This is a genomic window from Nocardia grenadensis, assembly GCF_050942415.1.
In the GTDB taxonomy this organism is placed as follows: Bacteria; Actinomycetota; Actinomycetes; order Mycobacteriales; family Mycobacteriaceae; genus Nocardia; species Nocardia grenadensis.
In genome coordinates this window covers 1140758-1160585 of sequence record NZ_CP192054.1, presented here as the reverse complement: position 1 = coordinate 1160585, position 19828 = coordinate 1140758, and the positions used below count along the sequence as shown (strand labels likewise).

Annotated in this window: 17 protein-coding genes; 11 read left to right on the top strand and 6 right to left on the bottom strand. The window is 69.2% G+C overall.

The features are described 5' to 3' along the window. Nucleotides 1–3: 3 nt before the first annotated feature. Genes ACQPYS_RS05160 through ACQPYS_RS05145 form a run of 4 tightly spaced genes read right to left on the bottom strand, consistent with a single transcriptional unit; the run spans nt 4 to nt 4218 of the window. Nucleotides 4–903: an ABC transporter permease gene (locus ACQPYS_RS05160; RefSeq protein ID WP_431940567.1), complete on the bottom strand. Its 900-nt coding sequence runs from the start codon at nt 901–903 to the stop codon at nt 4–6. Continuing rightward, the gene (locus ACQPYS_RS05155) at nt 903–1874 is read right to left on the bottom strand and encodes an ABC transporter substrate-binding protein (protein ID WP_433491825.1); all 972 of its coding nucleotides are present in this window, start codon (nt 1872–1874) and stop codon (nt 903–905) included. Before ACQPYS_RS05155 ends, ACQPYS_RS05160 begins: the two co-directional genes overlap by 1 nt. Then, nucleotides 1871–3070 (bottom strand): amidase family protein, encoded by a 1200-nt coding sequence (locus ACQPYS_RS05150; RefSeq protein WP_433491824.1) that lies wholly within the window; start codon nt 3068–3070, stop codon nt 1871–1873. The genes ACQPYS_RS05155 and ACQPYS_RS05150 overlap by 4 nt, the downstream gene beginning before the upstream one ends. Beyond that, nucleotides 3067–4218: an acetamidase/formamidase family protein gene (locus ACQPYS_RS05145; protein WP_431940570.1), complete on the bottom strand. Its 1152-nt coding sequence runs from the start codon at nt 4216–4218 to the stop codon at nt 3067–3069. Before ACQPYS_RS05145 ends, ACQPYS_RS05150 begins: the two co-directional genes overlap by 4 nt. 297 nt (nt 4219–4515) lie before the next feature. Here ACQPYS_RS05145 and ACQPYS_RS05140 point away from each other — a divergent pair, with 297 nt between their 5' ends. The 11 genes from ACQPYS_RS05140 (at nt 4516) to ACQPYS_RS05090 (ending at nt 17128) form a co-directional block, all read left to right on the top strand. Beyond that, the gene (locus tag ACQPYS_RS05140; RefSeq protein ID WP_433491823.1) at nt 4516–5235 is read left to right on the top strand and encodes a FadR/GntR family transcriptional regulator; all 720 of its coding nucleotides are present in this window, start codon (nt 4516–4518) and stop codon (nt 5233–5235) included. Then, on the top strand, nt 5232–6095 hold the full coding sequence (locus ACQPYS_RS05135) for an alpha/beta fold hydrolase (protein WP_433491822.1): 864 nt from the start codon (nt 5232–5234) through the stop codon (nt 6093–6095). Before ACQPYS_RS05140 ends, ACQPYS_RS05135 begins: the two co-directional genes overlap by 4 nt. Nucleotides 6096–6285: 190 nt before the next feature. Beyond that, complete coding sequence (locus ACQPYS_RS05130) at nt 6286–7821, top strand: acyl-CoA synthetase (RefSeq protein ID WP_433491821.1); 1536 nt, start codon at nt 6286–6288, stop codon at nt 7819–7821. 415 nt (nt 7822–8236) lie between these two features. Next, nucleotides 8237–8593, top strand: coding sequence for a hypothetical protein (locus ACQPYS_RS05125; protein WP_433491820.1), 357 nt, complete (start codon nt 8237–8239; stop codon nt 8591–8593). 160 nt (nt 8594–8753) lie between these two features. Then, nucleotides 8754–10307: a hypothetical protein gene (locus ACQPYS_RS05120; protein ID WP_431940575.1), complete on the top strand. Its 1554-nt coding sequence runs from the start codon at nt 8754–8756 to the stop codon at nt 10305–10307. A 303-nt stretch (nt 10308–10610) separates the two neighbouring features. Further along, the gene (locus ACQPYS_RS05115) at nt 10611–12944 is read left to right on the top strand and encodes a sensor histidine kinase (RefSeq protein ID WP_433491819.1); all 2334 of its coding nucleotides are present in this window, start codon (nt 10611–10613) and stop codon (nt 12942–12944) included. Continuing rightward, complete coding sequence (locus ACQPYS_RS05110) at nt 12922–13338, top strand: roadblock/LC7 domain-containing protein (RefSeq protein ID WP_431940577.1); 417 nt, start codon at nt 12922–12924, stop codon at nt 13336–13338. Before ACQPYS_RS05115 ends, ACQPYS_RS05110 begins: the two co-directional genes overlap by 23 nt. After that, nucleotides 13335–13709, top strand: a complete 375-nt coding sequence (locus ACQPYS_RS05105; RefSeq protein WP_063041159.1) for a DUF742 domain-containing protein — start codon at nt 13335–13337, stop codon at nt 13707–13709. The genes ACQPYS_RS05110 and ACQPYS_RS05105 overlap by 4 nt, the downstream gene beginning before the upstream one ends. 269 nt (nt 13710–13978) lie before the next feature. Continuing rightward, entirely contained in the window at nt 13979–16366 is a 2388-nt protein-coding gene (locus ACQPYS_RS05100) for a sensor histidine kinase (RefSeq protein ID WP_433491818.1), read from the top strand. Then, entirely contained in the window at nt 16344–16760 is a 417-nt protein-coding gene (locus tag ACQPYS_RS05095) for a roadblock/LC7 domain-containing protein (protein WP_433491817.1), read from the top strand. Before ACQPYS_RS05100 ends, ACQPYS_RS05095 begins: the two co-directional genes overlap by 23 nt. Continuing rightward, the gene (locus tag ACQPYS_RS05090) at nt 16757–17128 is read left to right on the top strand and encodes a DUF742 domain-containing protein (RefSeq protein ID WP_433491816.1); all 372 of its coding nucleotides are present in this window, start codon (nt 16757–16759) and stop codon (nt 17126–17128) included. The genes ACQPYS_RS05095 and ACQPYS_RS05090 overlap by 4 nt, the downstream gene beginning before the upstream one ends. Nucleotides 17129–17138: 10 nt before the next feature. Here ACQPYS_RS05090 and ACQPYS_RS05085 read toward each other — a convergent pair whose 3' ends face one another. Further along, a complete protein-coding gene (locus ACQPYS_RS05085) occupies nt 17139–19094 on the bottom strand; it encodes a GMC family oxidoreductase (protein WP_433491815.1) in 1956 nt (651 codons plus the stop codon). Nucleotides 19095–19562: 468 nt separating this feature from the next. After that, a complete protein-coding gene (locus tag ACQPYS_RS05080) occupies nt 19563–19796 on the bottom strand; it encodes a hypothetical protein (RefSeq protein ID WP_431940582.1) in 234 nt (77 codons plus the stop codon). Nucleotides 19797–19828: the final 32 nt, after the last annotated feature.

The window sequence follows — 19828 nt, the reverse complement described above, 5'->3', positions numbered from 1 at the left end:
GGGTCACGGGAGCAGCGGCCGCCGTCCGGCGACCAGGCGTACGGCGAGCATCATGATCCGGTCGGCCGCGAACCCGGCCAGTCCGATCACGATCATGACGGCGACGATGAGATCGGTACGCGACTGCTCACGCGCCTGGGTGATCAGCGCGCCCAGTCCGACCCGGATACCGACCGTCTCCCCGACCACCAGAATCACCCAGGACAGCCCGAGCGCGATCCGCAGCCCGGACACGATGGTGGGTATCGCGGCCGGGAGCACTACCTTGTACAGCGTCTGTGCGGGTGGTGTGCCGAGCATGGCGGCGGCCTCGAACAACCGGGCCGGGACCGCGCGGACACCGGCGACGGTGTTGATCAGGATCGAGAACACCGCGGCCAGGAAGACCAGGAAAATGGTGGCCCGGTCACCGAATCCGATGATGAGCAGCGACAGCGGCGCCCAGGCCGTCACCGGGATCGGGCGGATCAGGTTCAGCGTCGGTTCGAGCATGCGATGGACGAGCGGCGAGCGGCCCATCACGATCCCCAGTGGCACCGCCACTGCGGCCGCGATCGCGAACCCCTGCAGCACCCGCACCGTACTCGCATAGAGATGCAGCCACAGAGTGCCGCTGTAGGAGTCGCCGACAAAACCGCCCACCGCCAGATCCGCGAGCCGCCGCGCGACATCCACCGGAGTGGGCAGGAACTGCATCTGGATTCCGAACGGCAGGGTCCAGCCGCCGCCGACCCCGCGGTCCCACAGCAGCAGTACCAGCAGCGGCACCGGTAGCGCCCAGCAGATCGCGACGATCCGGGACCGGACGCGGCCGCCGCGCGGCTTCGCCTCCACCGCGCCGGCCCTGGTGTCCGGATCCCGCGAGGCGGTGGTCTCTCCGGACCGGATTCCCAGCGTGGTCATCACTGCGCGCCCACGGTATCGAGGAATTCGGTGCGGAAGACCTTCTGCATATCGGGCGCGGCCGGCAACTGGTCGAAGTCCACCATCTGCCGGGCCAGTTCGGTCACCCGCCCGCGGAACTCGTCGTCGAGTTCCCAGCGCAGCCACACATTGTCGATGGCGATCTCGGTGACCGCCGGGTCCAGGCCGAAGGTCTCCACCAGTCCGGCCGCCCAGGCCGCGCGGTCGCCCTTCATCAAATCGATGGCGCGGGCGAAGGCTCGCACGGCGGCGCGGGCCCGGTCGGGGTGTTCGTCGAGGAACCGGCCGTTACCGCCGACCACGATATTTGTCGCGCCGATCGGGGTTTCGTAGGGCGAGACGATCTCGTGCGCCCCGGCCTGCCGGGCCAGCGAGACGCCCATCTCCGCACTCAGGAAGGCATCGACACGCCCGGAGCTGTAGGCGCTGGCCATATCGGAATACGCCAGATTGACCAGCTGTACATCGGTATCGGGGTCCAACCCGTGTGTCCGCAGCGTGAGTTTCAGCGCGATCTCCTGCGAGGACCCCGCCGGGAACCCGATCCGCTTACCGCGCAGCTCCTGCGGGGTACGGATCTGCGGCAACCCCACGAAACCGGAGCCGCCGTCGGCCGCCGACGCGATGATGTGCACATCCTGTTCCGCCGCGACACCGGCGAGCACGGCAGGCGCACCGAGCACCCCGATATCGACAGCACCCGAGGCGAGCGCGTTCTTGATATCCGGTGAGTTCTCGAACAGGACGATTTCGTAGGTGGTGCCTTCCGGGGCGAAGCGCTGCATGAAATAGGGCGCATAGAGATGCGGCTGGCCGCGCAGGGTACCGATCCGGATCGCGCCCGGGTCGCCACCCGCGCTGTCGGGCGTGGCGATACAGGCGGTCGATCCCACGACCGCCAGCAACGTGAGCACGAGGAACGAGAAGAGTTGACGGAGTGGTCGTTTCATGGGCGGTCCTCACTGTGGGTCGAGCCCCCGGCGGGTCCAGCGACACTGCTGAGCGCGAGGTGGATCAGGGCGCGGTCGGTGCCCGGCGCGCCGAGCAGGCACAGGCCGAACGGCGCGCCGGTACCGGACCGCAGCGGCAGCGTCAGCGCGGGCAGGCCGGCGATGGAAGCCAGGCAGGTCAGTCGCAGAGTGCGAGCGCGGGTCCGTTCCCACACCGCCTGCCCGTCCGCGCGCCGCGGCGGCCTGGTCGCGGCGGCGGGGAGCAGGAGTACGCGGTCGCCGAGCGCGGACCTCAGGGTTCGCGCCGCCACACCCAAGACCTCCCGCGCGCGGGCCGCCGCTGCCGCGGTGACCGTCGCGGCGAAAGCGAACCGCTGTGCCACTGCCGGTTCCAGCGCCCCCGGGTGATCACCGACCCAGTCCCCGTGGTTGGTCCAGGCCTCGAATGCCTGGACCGTGCGGAAGGCGGAGACCCAGCTGTCGGCCACGGGTATTTCGATCGGTCCGGCGCCCACCGATTCCGCCGCCGTACCGACCGCGGCCGCGATCGCCGGGTCGGCGTACGCGCAGAGGCCGGGGTCCACCACGAATCCGGCGGCAGTCGAGGTATCGGACTCCAGTTGGCAGTCGGCGACGGCCGCCAGTGTCGCCCCATCGCGGGTGATCCAGCCGACGGTGTCGAAGGACTGCGCCAGCGGCAGCAGCCCGGCGGTATCGGCTCGGCCGTACGTGGTCCGTAGCCCCCACAGCCCCTGATAGGACGCCGGGACCCGGATCGAGCCCGCGGTATCGGTACCCAGTCCGATATCGGCCGCACCGCGGGCCACGGCGACCGCCGGGCCGCTGGTGGAACCGCCGGGGATCCGGTCGGGCGCCGCCGGATTCACCGGCATACCGAAACCGGCATTGCCACCAGTGAGGCCGTAGGCGAATTCGTCGGTCTGCGCGATCCCGCGGATCTGCGCTCCGGCGCCCAGCAGTCGCGTCACCGCGTCCGCGTGCCGGGACGCGGCGGTCTGCTCGCGCCGATAGGCGGGCATCCCGGCACCCCGGGCGAACCCGGCCACCGCGTACAGGTCCTTCACCGCCACGGAGGCCCCGGACAGCGGTCCCGGCGCGGTGGCCGCCACCAGCGGTGAACCGGCCACCCGCCAGACGCTGGTGTCGAGCCCGGGTTCGATCGCGAGCCCGGTCACCGCGCGCGCTCCAGCACCCGACGCGCGAAGGCAGTCTCGGCGGACCGGCCGAAATCCGCGCACCGGACCGCGGCGTGTACACCGCGCACCTGATCGACGGCCTGCGAGATGGTGAAATCCGCTGCGGCGCTCAGGTACAGGTACGCCTGCCGCGGGTCGGCCTCGAACAGCCCGGCCACCATTTCCACCGCGTGTGTCACACACAGTTCGAGTGCGGTGTTCAGATCCGCGTGCAATCCGGTCGGGATCAGCAGGCCGTGGGCCGCGGCGAAGGGACCGATCCGGCCACCGAATCCGCCGGCGATCTCCGCCGCCGGCACGAGGTCCAGGGTGAGCCGCGCCCGCAGCGGGGCCTCCAGTGCCGTCAACGCGACCTCGCCGTCGCCCTGCGCGAAATGCGGGTCACCGATGTAGAACAGGGCCTCGGGCACCTGGACCGGCAGGAACAGGGTGGCGCCCGCGGTGAGCAGTTTGACGTCGATATTGCCGCCGTGCGGACCGGGCGGCACCGAATTCACCCGGATCCCGGTATCGGTGGCGACACCGATGATGCCGAGGAACGGCGCCAGCGGAAACGTCGCGTGGCCGGCCTTGCCCACCGTGTCCAGTGGCATGGTGGCGAACCAGCGGTCGTCGCCGGGACGCACCCGGCAGAACTGCCCGTAGTCGCCGTCGAATCCGGCCCGCCCGCTGAGCACTCCGCGGCCGTGCCGGGTGGACACCACCCCGTAGGGCGCCCGCATGGTGAGCGTGTCGATCCGTACGGCCAGCAGATCGCCGGGTCGCGCACCGGCGACCGCGATCGGCCCGGTCACGATATGCGGTCCCGCACCGGGGTCGCGGCTGCGGCGCGCTGCCACGGCCACCGCGTCCTCCAGCACATCGGCACGTGCCACGCCGTGGCCGCCGAAGTACCGCAGTGGATCCGAGCCCTGGTCCTCGAGGATTCCCTCGTGGCTGACGGTATCGATCACCACCGTGGCTCCCGGCGCGACCGTGGCGACCGCGGTATCGGTCCGGCAGGGCAACCGGCCCCAGAACACCTTGTCGGGTTCGGCCGGTACGTACATCGTGCCCGGGTCGATTCCCATGTCCTGCTGCAGGACCGGAAACGCCGGGGCCGCTTCCTTCGATGCCAGCGTCGTCACCGCGCTCCTTATTGGTCCGACCACCTGATGCACCGACCATAAGAGGCGTCACACCCGCCCGCGACCGCCGCCGCGGAACGTAACGGCCGCTTTACCGGTCCGCAATACAGCACCCGAATACGCTGATATTCGGTAACTTTCCGGAAGCACGGCGGGCGCGCAGAAGACCGCGGCGACAAAGGGACGTGCCACTCGTAGAATTCTTGCCGGAGCAACGATCAAGAATTGGTCGGGCCACATGGCACGATCACCGTCCGCACTGGATCGGCATCCGCGGCCGGTTGTCAGGAGGGGCCTATGACCAACGCAGCGATACCGCCGATGCGCCGCCACTCACGCAGTGTCGGCGCCGAGGTCGCCGCCCACCTGGAGAAGCTCATCATCAGCGGTGCACTGCGCGCCGGGGACCGTCTCCCGCCCGAGCGGGAACTCGCGGCGAGTATGAACGTCTCCCGGTCCTCGTTGCGTGAGGCGATGTTCGAACTGGAATCGAAGAAGCTGGTGCAACGACGTCAGGGCCGGGGCAGCACCGTGGCCGATATCTCGCGCGCGGCCTCCCGGCTGTACGAGGATCTGGCCGATCTCGATATCGAACTCGGTTATGCCACCGAACTGCGCGATCTGGTGGAGCCGCGGATCGCCGAACTCGCCGCGCTGCGAGCCGTGGAATCCAATCTGCTCTCCCTCGACGAAGTGCTGGTCCGTTCGCGCGACACTTCGCCGCCGGAGGAATCGATGCGCCTGGACATCGAGTTCCACACCCTGCTCGCGCATGCGGCACAGAACCCGCTGCTGGTCACGCTGTGCACGATGACCACCGAATGGACCCAGCGCACCCGGGCACTCTCCCACCGCACCGCGCTCGGCCGCCGGATCTCCGTCCAGGGTCACGAACTGATCTTGCGGGCGGTGTCCGACCACGACGGGGCCGCGGCGGCGGCCGCGATGGAACAGCATCTGCGCGAGGTCCGCGAGATCAGCGCACCGAACGGCCGATCCGCCCGAGAGCTCCGATGACGGCGAACGACAGCGGGCGGACCGTACGCGCCGGGGACCGCGACATCTACTACACCGAGTCCGGCACCGGTCCGGCCGTAGTGCTGCTGCACGGCGGTGGTCCCGGCGCCTCCGGCCTGGCGGCGTACTCGCGCAATATCGAGGAGCTGTCCCGCCACTTCCGAGTGATCGTGCCGGATATGCCGGGGTACGGGCGGTCGGCCAAGCGGATCGACCGGTCCGACCCGTTCGGCGACCTCGCCGCCTCGGTCGCCGACCTGCTGGACGTCCTCGAACTTCCGAGCGCCCACCTGATCGGCAATTCCTACGGTGGTGCGGCGGCGCTGCGGCTGGCGATGGACCGGCCCGGACGAGCCGACCGGCTGATCCTGCTCGCGCCGGGTGGTATCGGCACCACCCGGGCCCTGCCGACCGCGGGGTTGCGGGCACTGCTGGCCTACTACGGCGGGACGGGCCCGAGCCGGGAGAAGCTGGCGGCCTTCCTGCGCGAATACCTGGTCCACGACGGCAGCGCGATCACCGACGCCATGATCGACGGCCGCTACCGGGCCAGTCTCGATCCCGAGGTCGTCGCGAACCCGCCGCTGCGCCGCCCCTCCGGCCCCGGCGCCGTCCGGACCCTCGTCCGGATGGATCTCACTCGCGACCCGCGCCTGCGCCGCGTCGAACACCGCACCCTGGTGATCTGGGGCGCCCGGGACCGGGTGAACCGGCCCGCCGGGACGCGCCTGCTGGCCGACCGGATGCCCGCGTGCGATGTGCTGCTCCCGGCGGCCACCGGCCACTGGGTGCAGTGGGAACGCGCCGAGTTGTTCAACCATCTCGCCACCGCCTACCTGAACGAGCCGGTGCGGGCCTGAGAAGTGACCGGACCCGAAACACCGGCCGGTCCCGCCAGTTCGGGAAAACGGACGAATCACTGTTCACTTTCCGCTATCGTCGCGATCGCCGGGCGATTGCCCGGTGGAGGCCGGTGACGCCACACGCGTCGCGGGCCCCGGCTCGGCTCGGCGGTCGTCATCCGATCGCTTCGTTCCGCAGAGGAGCACTATGTATCCCGGCGCGCATGTCGATGATCTCCCGGATAAACCAGCCGTTATCGTCGCCGAGACCGGCGAGGAGCTGACCTATCGGGAGCTCGAGGACAACTCCGTCCGGCTCGCCCGGCATCTGCACGCCGCCGGTTTGCGCCGCGGTGACCATGTCGCGTTACTCTCCGGTAACGACCCGAAGGTCTACGAGGCCTACTGGGCGGCGCTGCGATCGGGGCTTTACATCACCGCCGTGAACCGACACCTGTCGCCGGACGAGATCAGCTATATCGTCGACGACTGCGGCGCGAAGGCGCTCGTCGCGTCCGCCGGTCTGCGCGAGGCGGCCGAGGCGATCGTCGAGCAGACGCCCGCGGTGGAGATCCGGCTGGCCTTCGGCGGCCCGATCGAGGGCTACCAGTGTTACGAGGACGCACTGGCCGCCCAGCCCCCGCAACCGCTACCCGACCAGCCGCGCGGCGCCGATATGCTCTACTCCTCCGGCACCACCGGGCGGCCCAAGGGCATCAAACAGCCGCTCTCGGACCAGCAGGTCGGCGATCCGCCCGGGGATCCGTACACGGCCGTCTTCGGCCCGCTCTACGGTTTCGATACCGAATCGGTGTACCTGTCGCCGGCCCCGCTCTACCACGCCGCACCACTGCGGTTCGGCGGTGTCGTCCAGGCGCTCGGCGGCACCCTGGTCGTGCTGGAACGGTTCGACGCCGAGCAGGCCCTCGCCGCGATTGAGCGCTACCGCGTCACGCACAGCCAGTGGGTGCCCACCATGTTCGTCCGGATGCTGAAACTCGACGAGGCGGTCCGTTCCCGCTACGACCTCTCCAGCCTGAAGGTGGCCGTGCACGCGGCCGCGCCCTGCGCCGTGGATGTGAAGCGCGCGATGATCGAATGGTGGGGTCCGGTGCTCTACGAGTACTACGCCTCGACCGAGGCCAACGGCGCCACCTTCATAAACAGCGAACAGTGGCTGCGCAAACCGGGTTCGGTGGGCCCGGCCGGTATGGGCTCGATCCGGGTCTGCGGCGACGACGGCACGGAACTGCCGAACGGTGAGATCGGCACCATCTATTTCGAACGCGATCAACTGCCCTTCGCCTATCACAACGACCCGGCGAAAACCGAGGCGGCGATCCACCCGGACCATCCGACCTGGACCACCACCGGCGATATCGGCTACGTCGACGCCGACGGCTTCCTGTTCCTCACCGACCGCAAGGCGTTCATGATCATCTCCGGCGGGGTGAACATCTATCCGCAGGAAATCGAGGACGCGCTCGCTCTGCATCCCGCGGTGCTCGACGTCGCGGTGATCGGGATCCCCGACGAGGAGATGGGCGAATCGGTGCAGGCCGTGGTCCAGCCGGCACCGGGCGCCGGCCCCGGCCCGGAACTCGCCGCGGAACTGCGCGATTACCTGCGCGAGCGCATCGCCCACTACAAGGTGCCGCGCGGTATCGACTTCGCCGACGAACTACCGCGCACGCCGACGGGCAAGCTGGTCAAGGGCAAACTCCGCGCCCGGTACGGTGTTTGATCTGCCCCGCCTCCGGCGGGGCGGGTCGGGGCCCGCCCACTGAGGTAGACCATCCGGAATAGACAGAAGAGGCAGGCCGGTGTGCGCCTCGACCGCCCTGGGCAGGCTCACGTCACTGTGAGTGCTCGAGGGGCCCGTTCTCTGGACTGGCAACCGCACACGCTCAGTCGCTCTGTCGCTCCGGAATCGGGGGCGGGCCCCGACCACGAATGCCGGCCATCCGGAGGAGACGCGAAGTAGGTTCCCCGGGCAGGCTCACGGCACGTGCCGACCGGTGAGCACCCGAGCTTCGACGCTGTTCGAGCCGGCACAGTGGAGCACTCGCCGGTCTGTGGACGGTTGGCCGGCACACGCCCGACCGGGGATGTTTGCCTTGCCATCCCCCGGGAAATACGGCGAGCAGGAGGGCTGAGCGATGACCAACGATGCGGAGAAACGCTGGTCCGACGACGGGAACTTCCGGCGGGCGGTGCGCTACGCGTTCGTCGTGCTCGGGGTCGCGGCATTGGTCTGCGCGGTCACCGCGATCTGGGCGGCGACCGGGCGGTGCCGCGACGCCGACACGCTGCTGTGCGACACCACCGCCCAGACCGCCGTCCTCTTCGGACCCGGGGTCGTATTGCTGGCGGGCGGTATCGGGGCATTCGTGGAAACCATCCGGGTCTGGCGGCGCGGTGGGCCCTGGCCCATCTGGCAGGGGGCGGGCTGGTTCCTCTTCCTGATCACACTGTTCTACCTGGGAATCGGCGCGAGCACCGTCCCCGCGGATTGACCGCCGGCTCGCACCGCCGGGCGCATCTCCGAGCCTGGTGAGGGCAACCGCCCGGTAGCCCTGCTATCTCCACGGCACCTGTGGCAGACTTTCCAGGACTGCTCGGACTACGGCCGCTCGACGACCGTGCGCGGAAGGTGATGCGGGAATTGAGATCGCGATGGACCTGATCGCCATCGAGGGCCGGGTGGCCGCGGACCGGCTCGCGGCGCGGGACCGAACACCGGAGGCAGAACTCCAGCTTGCCACCACGCTGTGTGAGCTCGCTTCGGCCTATCTGGCCACCCAGACCGACGGTTCGGTGCGCAACCGGGTGGCCGGTGCGCTGGAGCCCGCGCAGGAAGCGGTGATGATCCGGCTGCGCTGGTTCACCTCCGGTCATGTGTCCGCGGTTTTCGCCAACCAGGTCCAGGACACCCTGCGGCTGTTGGAACAGGCCGCCCGCGCCATCGGCCACCGCGAACTGGCGACCGCCACCATTCGCGACGCCTGCAACGCCTATACCCGGGTGGCGCACGAATATCCGAACGCCGCGGGTGTCTGCGCGGACGGTCTGTCGAAATGCGGTGTCTGGCTGTGCCGCCTGGATCCGGGCGCGGCCGTGGTGGCCACCGACGAGGCGGTCCGCATCCGCGCCACCCTGTTCGAGGCCGATCCGGAACAGTCCCGCAAATACCTCGCCACCCTGAACACCCTGCTGCGCACCCTGATGGTGGGCCGGCAGCGTAAGCAGGCGGTGGCCATGTACCGCGAACGCTATACCGCGCTCACCACCGCGGCCATGGCGTCGCAGCTGCGGAACCTGAAGATCGAAGAGATCGGTTTCACCACCAAAACACAGGCTGCCCTGCGGAAGCTGGAATGCCGCACCCTCGAACGCGCCGGTTACCTGACCCAGCAGCAGATCCTGTACCAAAGCGCCGGGGATCTGGCCACGATCGAGGAGATCAACTGGCAGCTGGCGCTGGTCGGGCTGAAACCGCTGGTGGCCGGGGCGATGCCGGACCAGCCGGCCAAACCGGTGGAGATCGGGTCCTCGTTCGGCGCGTTGAGCGTGCTGTGCTCGGCACCGGATGCGCTGGAGCAGGTGCGCGACGCGATAGTCACCGCGTTCACGGCGGCCGGCGCCGAACCGGTGGATATCAAAACCGCCTACGGCGTGGACAAGGCCCACTGGGGCACCCGGGATCCACAGCTGAACGCCACCACCGAACTCGGTGAGGACATCGTCCTGATCGAGCGCATGTCGGGCAGCTGGATCGCGGTGAAAAGCCTCAAATGGGAACTGACACCGGTAGCGAAGAATCCGCTGGCGCTGGCCCTTTCCCAACAGTGGCCGGTGATGAGTGTGACGAGCACCGAGAACTTGGCCTATGAGTTGTGCTGGTACGAGCAGGGTTCGGCCACCCAGTACGCGGCATTGGGCCGCCCCGCCGAGCCGGTCGCCCTCGACACCCCGCTGGCACCGTTGGATTTCGGTAAACTCGCCGACTACGGCGCGGATTACGCCTCGGAGACCCAGATCCGTTCCGCGTTCGGAAATGCCACCATGTTCGCCAAACTCACCGAACTCCCGGCCAGTGGTATCCGGCAGGCCGCCGAGGCCCGGCCACTGGCCGAATACGGCGAACGGGTGCTGTGTTTCCGTTCCGCGGGCGCGAAACACGCTGCCGCGGCGGGCAGTGGCAGTCGAGCACGGGCAATTCCCGAATAAACCGTAACGTCCCGGCTTCGATACCCGAAAAGAATGCCTGGTAAGAGTAGTAGTTTTCAAGACTGAAACGTATTGCTTTCGCTAATGTCTGGTACCGGAGTACGACGCATTGCCGGGAGACCGCAGTGCCGGGATAGTTGGGCGGTGAGCCGGCGGCGATGATGCTGTTCGCGCGCATGCCCGGGAACGAGTTGATTCACTGTGTCCAAGCGGCTGCCTCTCCCCGAGTTCGCATCGACTTCCCGTCCCGGGCCGGGTCGGACGCGCGGCCGCGTCGGTATCCGGACCCGACTACTGGCCATAGTGCTCATCACCAGCATCACGCTGCTCACGGTCGCCGTCATCGCCGCGGGCTATCTGGTGAAATCCGGCCGGCAGGCACAGGAATGGGCCGACCTGGCCAGTAGCACCACCACCCCCGCCATCCTGATGGTGCAGGGTCTCGAAGAGGAACGACGCCTGTCACTGCTGTATCTGGCGGGCGATCCCGGGGCCGCGGCCGCGCTCGCGGACGCACGTAAACGCTCCGATATCGCGCTGGCCGAGGTCACCGCCAAGGGCGACGCCGCCCAGCGCCTCGATCCCGACGGCTCGGCCGGCCAGATCGAGGGCTATCGCAAACTCTTCGAGGCCGTGCCGAATCTGCGCGCGGCCATCGACGCGCGCGCGATCCCGCGGGAAGAAGCGTTCGGCTTCTTCAGCTCGGTGATCGACACCATCATCGGGGCGTCGGTGCTGGCCGCCCGGGTCGCGCCCGACGCCGGTGTCGGTATCGCACTCAACTACGGTGTCGAACCGCTGCGGGCGGCCGAGGCATTGTCGAAGGCCGATACCCTCGGCGCCGTCGCGGTGACTCTCGGTGAGCTCTCCGACGCCCAGCTGGTGGAATTCAACCGGCATGTCGGTGAATTCCGCGGCGAGGTCGCGTATTCCGCCACCGTACTCAAAGGCGACCGGCTGGCCCAGTTGCAGGCACTCACCGCGTCACCGGCCTGGCAACAGCTGATAGCCGTGCAGGACGCCGTCATGCTGCGCGGCGCGATCTCGGCCGACGAGGCGGAGAGCGCGGATTCCACCACCGGGCGCACCGGCACCCGGACCGATTCCGGCTACAGCACCACCGACGAGCCCACCGAGGCCGATACGCCGGCCCTGCCCTCGAGCGTCGCGGACTGGCAGCGGGTTTCCGGCGAGGTCGTGGCCGCCCTGCTGAGGCTGTGGGAGGGGCAGAGCGCCGACGCCCACGCCATCGGCCGCGCCCAGGGCGCCGACACCGCCAACCGGTCGCTGGCCGGCGGCGCAGCGGTCCTGGGCATCACGGTGCTGGCGTTCCTGGCCGCGCTCGTGCTGGCCAACCGGTTCATCGCGCGGATGCGCCGCCTGCGCGACGACACGCTGGAACTCGCCGACCAGCGGCTGCCCGACATCATGGACCGGCTCGACCGCGGCGAGAACATCGACTCGGCCGCCGAGGTCGCCCGCCTGGACTTCGGTACCGACGAACTCGGCGAAGTGGCCGACGCGTTCAACCGCGCACAGGTCGCGGCGGTTTCCGCGGCGGTGGCAGAGTCCAAGACCCGGGCCGGTTTCCATACCGTGTTCCTCAATATCGCCCACCGCAACCAGCTGGCCGTGCACCGCCAGCTGGCCCTGCTGGACAAGGCCGAACGCCAAGAGGAGAACGCCGACCAGCTCGAACTGCTGTTCCAGCTGGATCATCTGGCCACCCGCGCCCGCCGGCACGCCGAGAACCTCATCGTCCTCGGCGGTGAACAGTCGGGTCGCCGCTGGCGCAACCCGGTTCCGCTGTGGGAACTCATCCGCGGCGCGGTCGCGGAGAGCCTGGACTACACCCGGATCCACACCGGACGGGTACCCGATGTGCTGATCGCCGGTAAAGCCGTGGCCGACCTGATCCATCTGCTCGCGGAGCTGATGGACAATGCCACGGCGTTCTCGCCGCCCGAGTCCCAGGTCGAGGTCTCGGCGTCGGTCGTCGGCCGCGGGGTCGCGGTCGAGGTCTCCGATCAAGGGCTGGGGATGACCGCGGCGGAGATCGCCGAGCGCAATGCTCTGCTGGCCGAACCACCGGATTTCGGCGTGGCGGCGCTCACCGGCGATACCCGGCTCGGCCTCTTCGTGGTGGCCACCCTGGCGGCCCGCCACGGTGTCACGGTGCGCCTGACGGATTCCGTGTACGGCGGGATCAAGGCCATCGCGCTGATCCCGACCGCACTCACCGAATCCGGCCCGGCCCGGCCCCGCCCGGCCCTCGAACCCGCGGCGGCCACTGCGGCCGCGGTTCCCCGCGCCGCCACCAACGGGTCCGCGACACCGGTCGCCGGACCGGCGCCGCACCCGCCCGCCGATTCGCAACCGATGACCGTGATCTCGCAGCCCCGCCCGGACGAGGGCGCTCGCCCGGCCCTGCCGCGCCGGCAGCGGCAGTCCGCCGACGCGGATACGGGCGTCATCCCGGTCGTCGGTATGCCGCGCAGCCGCACTCCCGAGCAGGCCCGGAACCTGATGGCCGCCATCGAGACCGGTTCCCGGTCCGGCCGCCGCCCCGATACCGACTCACCCACAACCGACCACACTCCAGAAGAAGGCGACGATGACCACTCCCCCGCGCACTGACCTGAGCTGGCTGCTGGAAGAACTTGTGAGCGGGTTGCCGGACGCGGAATCGGCGGTCCTGCTGTCCACCGACGGACTGCTGATGGGCCGCTCGGCGGGACTGGATCAAACCGAAGCCGAACGATTCGCGGCAATGGCGTCGGCCTTCCACAGTCTGGCCCGCAGCGCCGGCAGCCATTTCAAGGCCGGCGGCGTCTGCCAGACCGTGGTCGAACTCGACCGCGCGGTCCTGTTCATCACCGCCGCGGGCGCCAACGCGTGCCTCGCGCTACTGGCCACCGAATCCGCGAATATGGGCATGGTCGCCTTCGAGATGAACCGAACCGTCCAGCGGGTCGGCAGCCATCTGGCCGTCGACTCGCGCCCGCGGCCGAACGGGGCGAGACAGCCGTGAACGGGCCGCGCGAACCCTGGGAGGAAGAGGAAGCCGGTCCGGTCGCACGGCTCTATGCGATGACCGGCGGCCGGGGTCGCACCGCGCGTAGCGAACTCACCCTGGACACGATGGTGGTCGACGTCGGGGCCGGCTTCGCGCCGCGGCGGACCGATCCCGAATACATCGATATCGTCCGGTTCTGCCGGGTGCCGCAATCGGTGGCGGAGGTCTCGGCGCAATTGCGGATTCCGCTGGCCATGACCAAAGTGCTCGTCGGCGATCTGATCGACGACGGCCGGCTGGCCGTGCGGGCTCCCGTCGAGACCACCGACAGCGCGCCCGATCTCGGTCTGCTGCGGACCATCGCGAACAGTCTGCGGGGTGGTTGAACCGGATACCACGATCGCCACCGCCCCGACCTGGCGCCCCAGGTTTCGAACGATCACCCTTTAACATTTCGGCGGCTTCTGTAGCCGCGCTCACATCGATACCTCGAGCCCCGCTCGGTGAGACCGGTCTCCGGTAGGCGCCCATCTTTCGCTATCGTCTCCGACGAGAGCTGACGCATTGCCGGAGAAAGGCAATGCCGAGAACATTGGGTGACGCGCCGGTCACCGCGGTGTCGTACCGGCGCACGCCCGGAACGGGTTGATCTATCGTGGCTGTTCGGCGGCATCTGCCCAAATCACTGGTGCGGGCGTTCCGTTCCGGCGCAGACGCGACTCGCGGCCGGCTGGGCATCCGCGCCCGCCTCCTGTCGATTGTGCTGATCACCAGCGTCACCCTGGTCGTCGTCGGCGTCGGTGCCGCCGGCTATCTGGTCAAATCCAGTGTCACCGCCACGATCTGGGCCAATCTGATCAGCGGCACCACCACCCCGGTGATCTCGATGGTGCAAACCTTCGAAGAGGAGCGGAGGCTGTCCCTGCTATATCTGGCGGGCGATCCGGACGCGGCGAACAGACTGGTGGACGCGCGGCAGCGCTCCGATACGGCCCTCGCCGCGGTGATCGCCAAAGGTGAGGCGGCCCAGCGCCTGAACCCCGACGGGTCGGCCGCCGAACTCGAGACCTTCCGCCCGCTCTACAACCGGGTCCCCGGGGTGCGCACCGCGATCGACTCGCGTGCGATGCCGCCCGTCGAGGCGTTCGATTTCTTCAGCACCGTGATCGGCACGATCCCCAAGGCGTCGATGGTCGCGGCTCGGGTGGCCCCCGATGCCAAACTCGGTATCGCCCTCGGCTACGGCGTCGAGCCGCTGCGTGCCGCCGAGGCACTCTCCCAGGCCGACACCCTCGGTGCCGTCGCCCTCACCCGCGGCGAAATCACCACCGAGGAGCTGCTCGAATTCACCCGCTACACCGGCGAGGTCCGTTCGCAGGTGGCCTATTCCGCCACGGTGCTCACCGGCCCTCGGCTCGCCCAGCTACAGACCATCACGGATTCCCCGGACTGGCAGCAGGTGACTGCCATGCAGGACGCGCTCATCCTGCGCGGAGCCGTTCCCGCCGGTGACGCCACCTCGGACACCGCCGATTCCGGCTACGACTCCGAGCAGTCGACGGAATCCGAACCCGCTCCGCTGCCGATGACAGTGTCCGCTTGGCGGGATGCGTCGGAGCGGTTGAGCGCGGCGCTGTTGAGCCTGTGGGAGAACCAGAGTCGCGACGCCCATGCCATCGCCCGGTCGGAGGGCACCGACACCGCGGGTCTCTCGCTGGCCGGCGGTATCGCGGTGCTCGTCGTGACGACGGTGGCGCTGCTGGCCGCGCTCATCGGCGCGAATCGGTTCATCGCGCGGATGCGCCGCCTGCGCGACGATACCCTGGAACTGGCGGACGTCCGTCTGCCCGATCTCATGCGCCGCCTGGACGACGGAGCCGAGATCGATACCGCCGCGGAGGTGGCACACCTGGACTTCGGCACCGATGAACTCGGCGAAGTGGCCGACGCGTTCAACCGCGCACAGGTCGCGGCGGTTTCGGCCGCGGTGGCAGAGTCCAAGACCCGCGCGGGTTTCCGCACGGTCTTCCTCAATATCGCCCACCGCAACCAGCTGGCCGTGCACCGCCAGCTCGCCCTGCTGGACAAGGCCGAACGGCAAGAGGAGAACGCCGACCAGCTCGAGCTCCTCTTCGAACTCGACCATCTGGCCACCCGCGCCCGCCGGCACGCCGAGAACCTCATCGTGCTCGGCGGTGAACAGCCGGGACGCCGCTGGCGTAAACCGGTGCCGCTGTGGGACCTGATCCGGGGCGCCGCGGCGGAGAGCCAGGACTACACCCGGATCCACACCGCCCAGATACCCGACCTGAAGATCACCGGACCGGCCACTGCCGACCTCATCCACCTGCTCGCCGAGCTGATGGAGAACGCCACGACCTTCTCGCCGCCGGAATCCCGCGTCGAGGTATCGGCCGCCGTCGTCGGGCGCGGCGTGGCGGTCGAGGTCGCCGATCGCGGTCTGGGTATGTCGGCGGAGGAGATCACCGAGCGGAACGAACTGCTGGCCGAGCCACCGGATTTCGGCGTGGCCGCGCTCACGGGGGAGTCCCGTCTCGGCCTGTTCGTGGTGGCCACGCTGGCGGCCCGCCACAGTGTGACGGTGCGGCTCGCGGATTCGGTCTACGGCGGGATCAAGGCCGTGGTGGTGATCCCGGCCGCGCTCATCGAGACCGCGGACACCGCCGAACCGCCCGCTGAGCCCGCCTACGCCACCGCGACCGTCGCCCCCTCCCCAGGTACCGCGACCGGCGCCGGTGCCGCCCCGCAGCCGCAGGCCGCCGCCGCGCCGCCGGTCGCCACCGCGCCCACTGACGGCACCCGGCCCGCGCTCCCGCGCCGACGCCGGCAGCAAGCCGAACCGGAGGCCACCGAAACACCGGTCACCGACGAGACCCCGCGGGCGCGCACACCGGAGCAAGCTCGCAATCTGATGGCCGCTATCGAAGGCGGCACCCGGTCCGGACGCCACCCGCGTCCCGATCCGACCGCGGCCGATCGGCCCCGACAGGAAGGCGACGATGACAACTCCCCCGCGCACTGACCTGAGCTGGCTGCTGGAAGAACTTGTGAGCGGGTTGCCGGACGCGGAATCGGCGGTCCTGCTGTCCACCGACGGACTGCTGATGGGCCGCTCGGCGGGACTGGATCAAACCGAAGCCGAACGATTCGCGGCAATGGCGTCGGCCTTCCACAGTCTGGCCCGCAGCGCCGGCAGCCATTTCAAGGCCGGCGGCGTCTGCCAGACCGTGGTCGAACTCGACCGCGCGGTCCTGTTCATCACCGCCGCGGGCGCCAACGCGTGCCTCGCGCTACTGGCCACCGAATCCGCGAATATGGGCATGGTCGCCTTCGAGATGAACCGAACCGTCCAGCGGGTCGGCAGCCATCTGGCCGTCGACTCGCGCCCGCAAACGAACGGCGCGCCGCAGCCGTGAGCGGCCCGCACGACGACTGGGACGAGGAGGACGCCGGTCCCGTCGTACGCCTCTACGCGGTGACCCGGGGCCGTGGCCGCACCTCACGCGACGGCCTCACCCTGGACACCATGGTGGTCGACGCCTCGCCCGGGCTGGCCTCGCGACGGACCGAACCGGAGTACGTCGATATCGTCCGCCTGTGCCGGGTCCCGCAGTCGGTGGCGGAGGTGTCGGCGCAACTGCACGTGCCGCTCGCGCTGACCAAGGTCCTCATCGGGGATCTCGTCGACGACGGACGTCTGCTGGTCCGTGCCCCGGCCGAGACCGGCGACACCGCCGATCTCGGCCTGCTGCGGACCATCGCGAACAGTCTGCGCGGCGGCTGAGCCGAACCGCTCAGGTCAGCCGGGCCGCCAGCCGTTTCCCGTTCATATGGGCGATCGCCTCGATCGACACCATGGGGTTGACCCCCGAGGAGGTCGGGAAGCAGGACGCGTCGGCGACGACGATGTTCTTCACATCCCAGGTGGCGCCATCCGGGTCGGTCGCCGACAGCTCCGGCGAACCGCCCATCCGCGCCGATCCCATGATGTGCAGGGCACCGAGCGCGCATCGGCCGGGGCCGTAGCCCGCGGTGCGGCAGGCCGCAGAGAATTCCGCGTGCGACCCCCGGACACCGGGTTCGTAGGAGATCCCGGCCTGATGCCCGGAGAAGATGCGCCGCGCCCCGGCGGCTTCGAGAATGCTCGCCGCGCCCTCGATACCGGTGTGCAGATGTCCGGCGTCGTAGTCGGAGATGCGGTAGTCGACGGTGGGGTGCCCGTCGCGGTCCGCCTTCACCTCCCCGGAATCACGATCGCGGGTGATGATGCCGATCGCGTCGGAGCGGCCGAAGTCGAGCATATTGGTGCGATGGTTCGCGGCGCCGCGCCAGCTCATGAACCCGGTCGACAGCCCCGGATGCAGCGGCCCGGTCTCGTAGATGACGCCGTAGCCGTTACCGTCCAGATCCGCGTGGCGACGGCAGATACGGGTCTGCAATCCACCTTCCCACGGCCGGATCTCCTCGTCGAACACCCCGAAAACCGCCGCAGCCGGATGCAGCCGCAGATAACGGCCGATGTTCTTGTTCGCCAGCCCCGAGCGCTTCAGCAGCGCCGGGGTCTGGATCGCGCCCGCCGCGACCACCACGGCCCGGGCCCGGATCTCGAATTCCACACCCGCTGTGGTGCGCGCCGACACCGATTCGGCCTTACCGGCGCGGACCGCGATCCGCCGCACATCTGCGTCCACGATCAACCGCGCCCCCCGCGCGGCGGCATCGGCCAGCCATGTCTTGGTGACCGACTGTTTGGCCCCCACCCGGCAGCCGTTACCGCACCGACCGCATTCCACTCCGGCATCGCACGCGTCGGTCACATTGCGCGGCAGCGGGTCCACCGCCCAGCCCAGCGCCTCGGCACCGCGTTCCAGCACTCCATCGCGCGCCGAGAGGATCGAGCGGCGTTCGTTCACCCCGAGCCGGCGCACCACCGCGTCCAGCGATTCACCGAACTCGGCCTCGCCGAACTGTTTCGCGCCGACCCCGGCCCATTCCTCGCGCACCCTGTCCGGTGTCGGCAGCGAGGTACTCCAGTTGACGACGGTCCCGCCGCCCAGGCATGTCCCCGCGACCAGCGTGATCTGCCCTTCGGCCGACACCGACGGTCCCGGCGCGTACAGCTGTTGCAGGCCCGCGAGTTCCCCGGCACCGAAATCCTGGTCGTCGTAGTAGCCGCCGCGTTCGACGACGATCACCTCGAGTCCCGCCTCGGCGAGCACCGCGGCCGCCGTCCCACCGCCCGCGCCCGAGCCGACGATCACCACATCACAGGTGAGGGTGCCGGGTTCGGTGATCCGCTGCGGCGCCAACGCGGGCCGCGGCGCGGTCGGCAGCGGTCCAGGCGGGCCCGGGTAGCCGATCTCCTTCCACAGCGGGTGGAACCCGGTACGGCCCGGCGTGACGTTGTAGGCGAGCAGCGATGCCTGTTTCAGCGCCTGGAAAACCGCCCGGACCGCACCGATACGGGAGTCACCGAGTCGCAGCAGCGCCCGCTCCCGCTGCTCCTGTGACAGCTTCGAGAAACGCCGCGGCCCGCGCCCGGTGAGCAGACCGGTCACGGGGGAATCCCATACATCCAGCAGCGTCGCCAGCTGCTTGCCCTCGGCCTCCCGAGGATTGCGCCCCAGCAATTCGAATACGGTGTCCACGGCACCGATTTCGGTCGCCGACGGCAACGTGAGACCGTCCCCCGGCACGAACGTATCGCAGATCGTCCCGAGCGCGGCACGTTGCTTGGCAGTCGCCTTCATACCTATCCGCCTTTCAGATTGCCGAAGTTCTATCACGTACTGTGAATCACCACTTACAAAAGTGGATAGAATTCGGCGTGAAAAGGCCGAATATTATAGAATCCGGATTCACTTCGATCGGCGGCTCGGCAGCGGTCGATCGCCCCGAACGGACGAACGGCCCCCCTCCGGTGTCCCGCGTCGTCTCAGGAGCGATGAGCGCCGGTACCTTGCGCCCGACCCGACTGCGGTGGCGGGGACAGACCGGGCCGGCCGCGCGCCGACGAGGTCGGTGACGACGTAGCGGTCGGGGTTCACCTGAGGTCTGGTCACGGTAGTCCACACCGGAATGCCGCGCCGAACGAGCTCGCCGGGAAGCCGAACCACCGCCAGTGGCGACAGCGCTACGCTTCCGAGCATGTCGACCTATATGGGCCTCGCTTGGATCGATCTGGTGCCGGGTGCGGATCCGTCAGCGGCGTTGGCGAGCTACCCCACGATGCCACGAGATCCCCAAGACGACGATCCCGAGGCCGGGTCGATGCCCTGCCTGCCGAAAGAGTCGACGACCGCTACCGGATCACAGTGGCATTCGACGACGATGCCGAGCAGCTCGCCGACTTGGTGGCGTGGCTTGCCGCACAGACCGAACTCGTCTCTCACGCCTTTATCGCGCTCGACCACGACGAGTACGGTGCGGAGCACATCATCCTGGACACACACGAGGGCACTGTCCGGCGGTGTGCCGGTAGCCG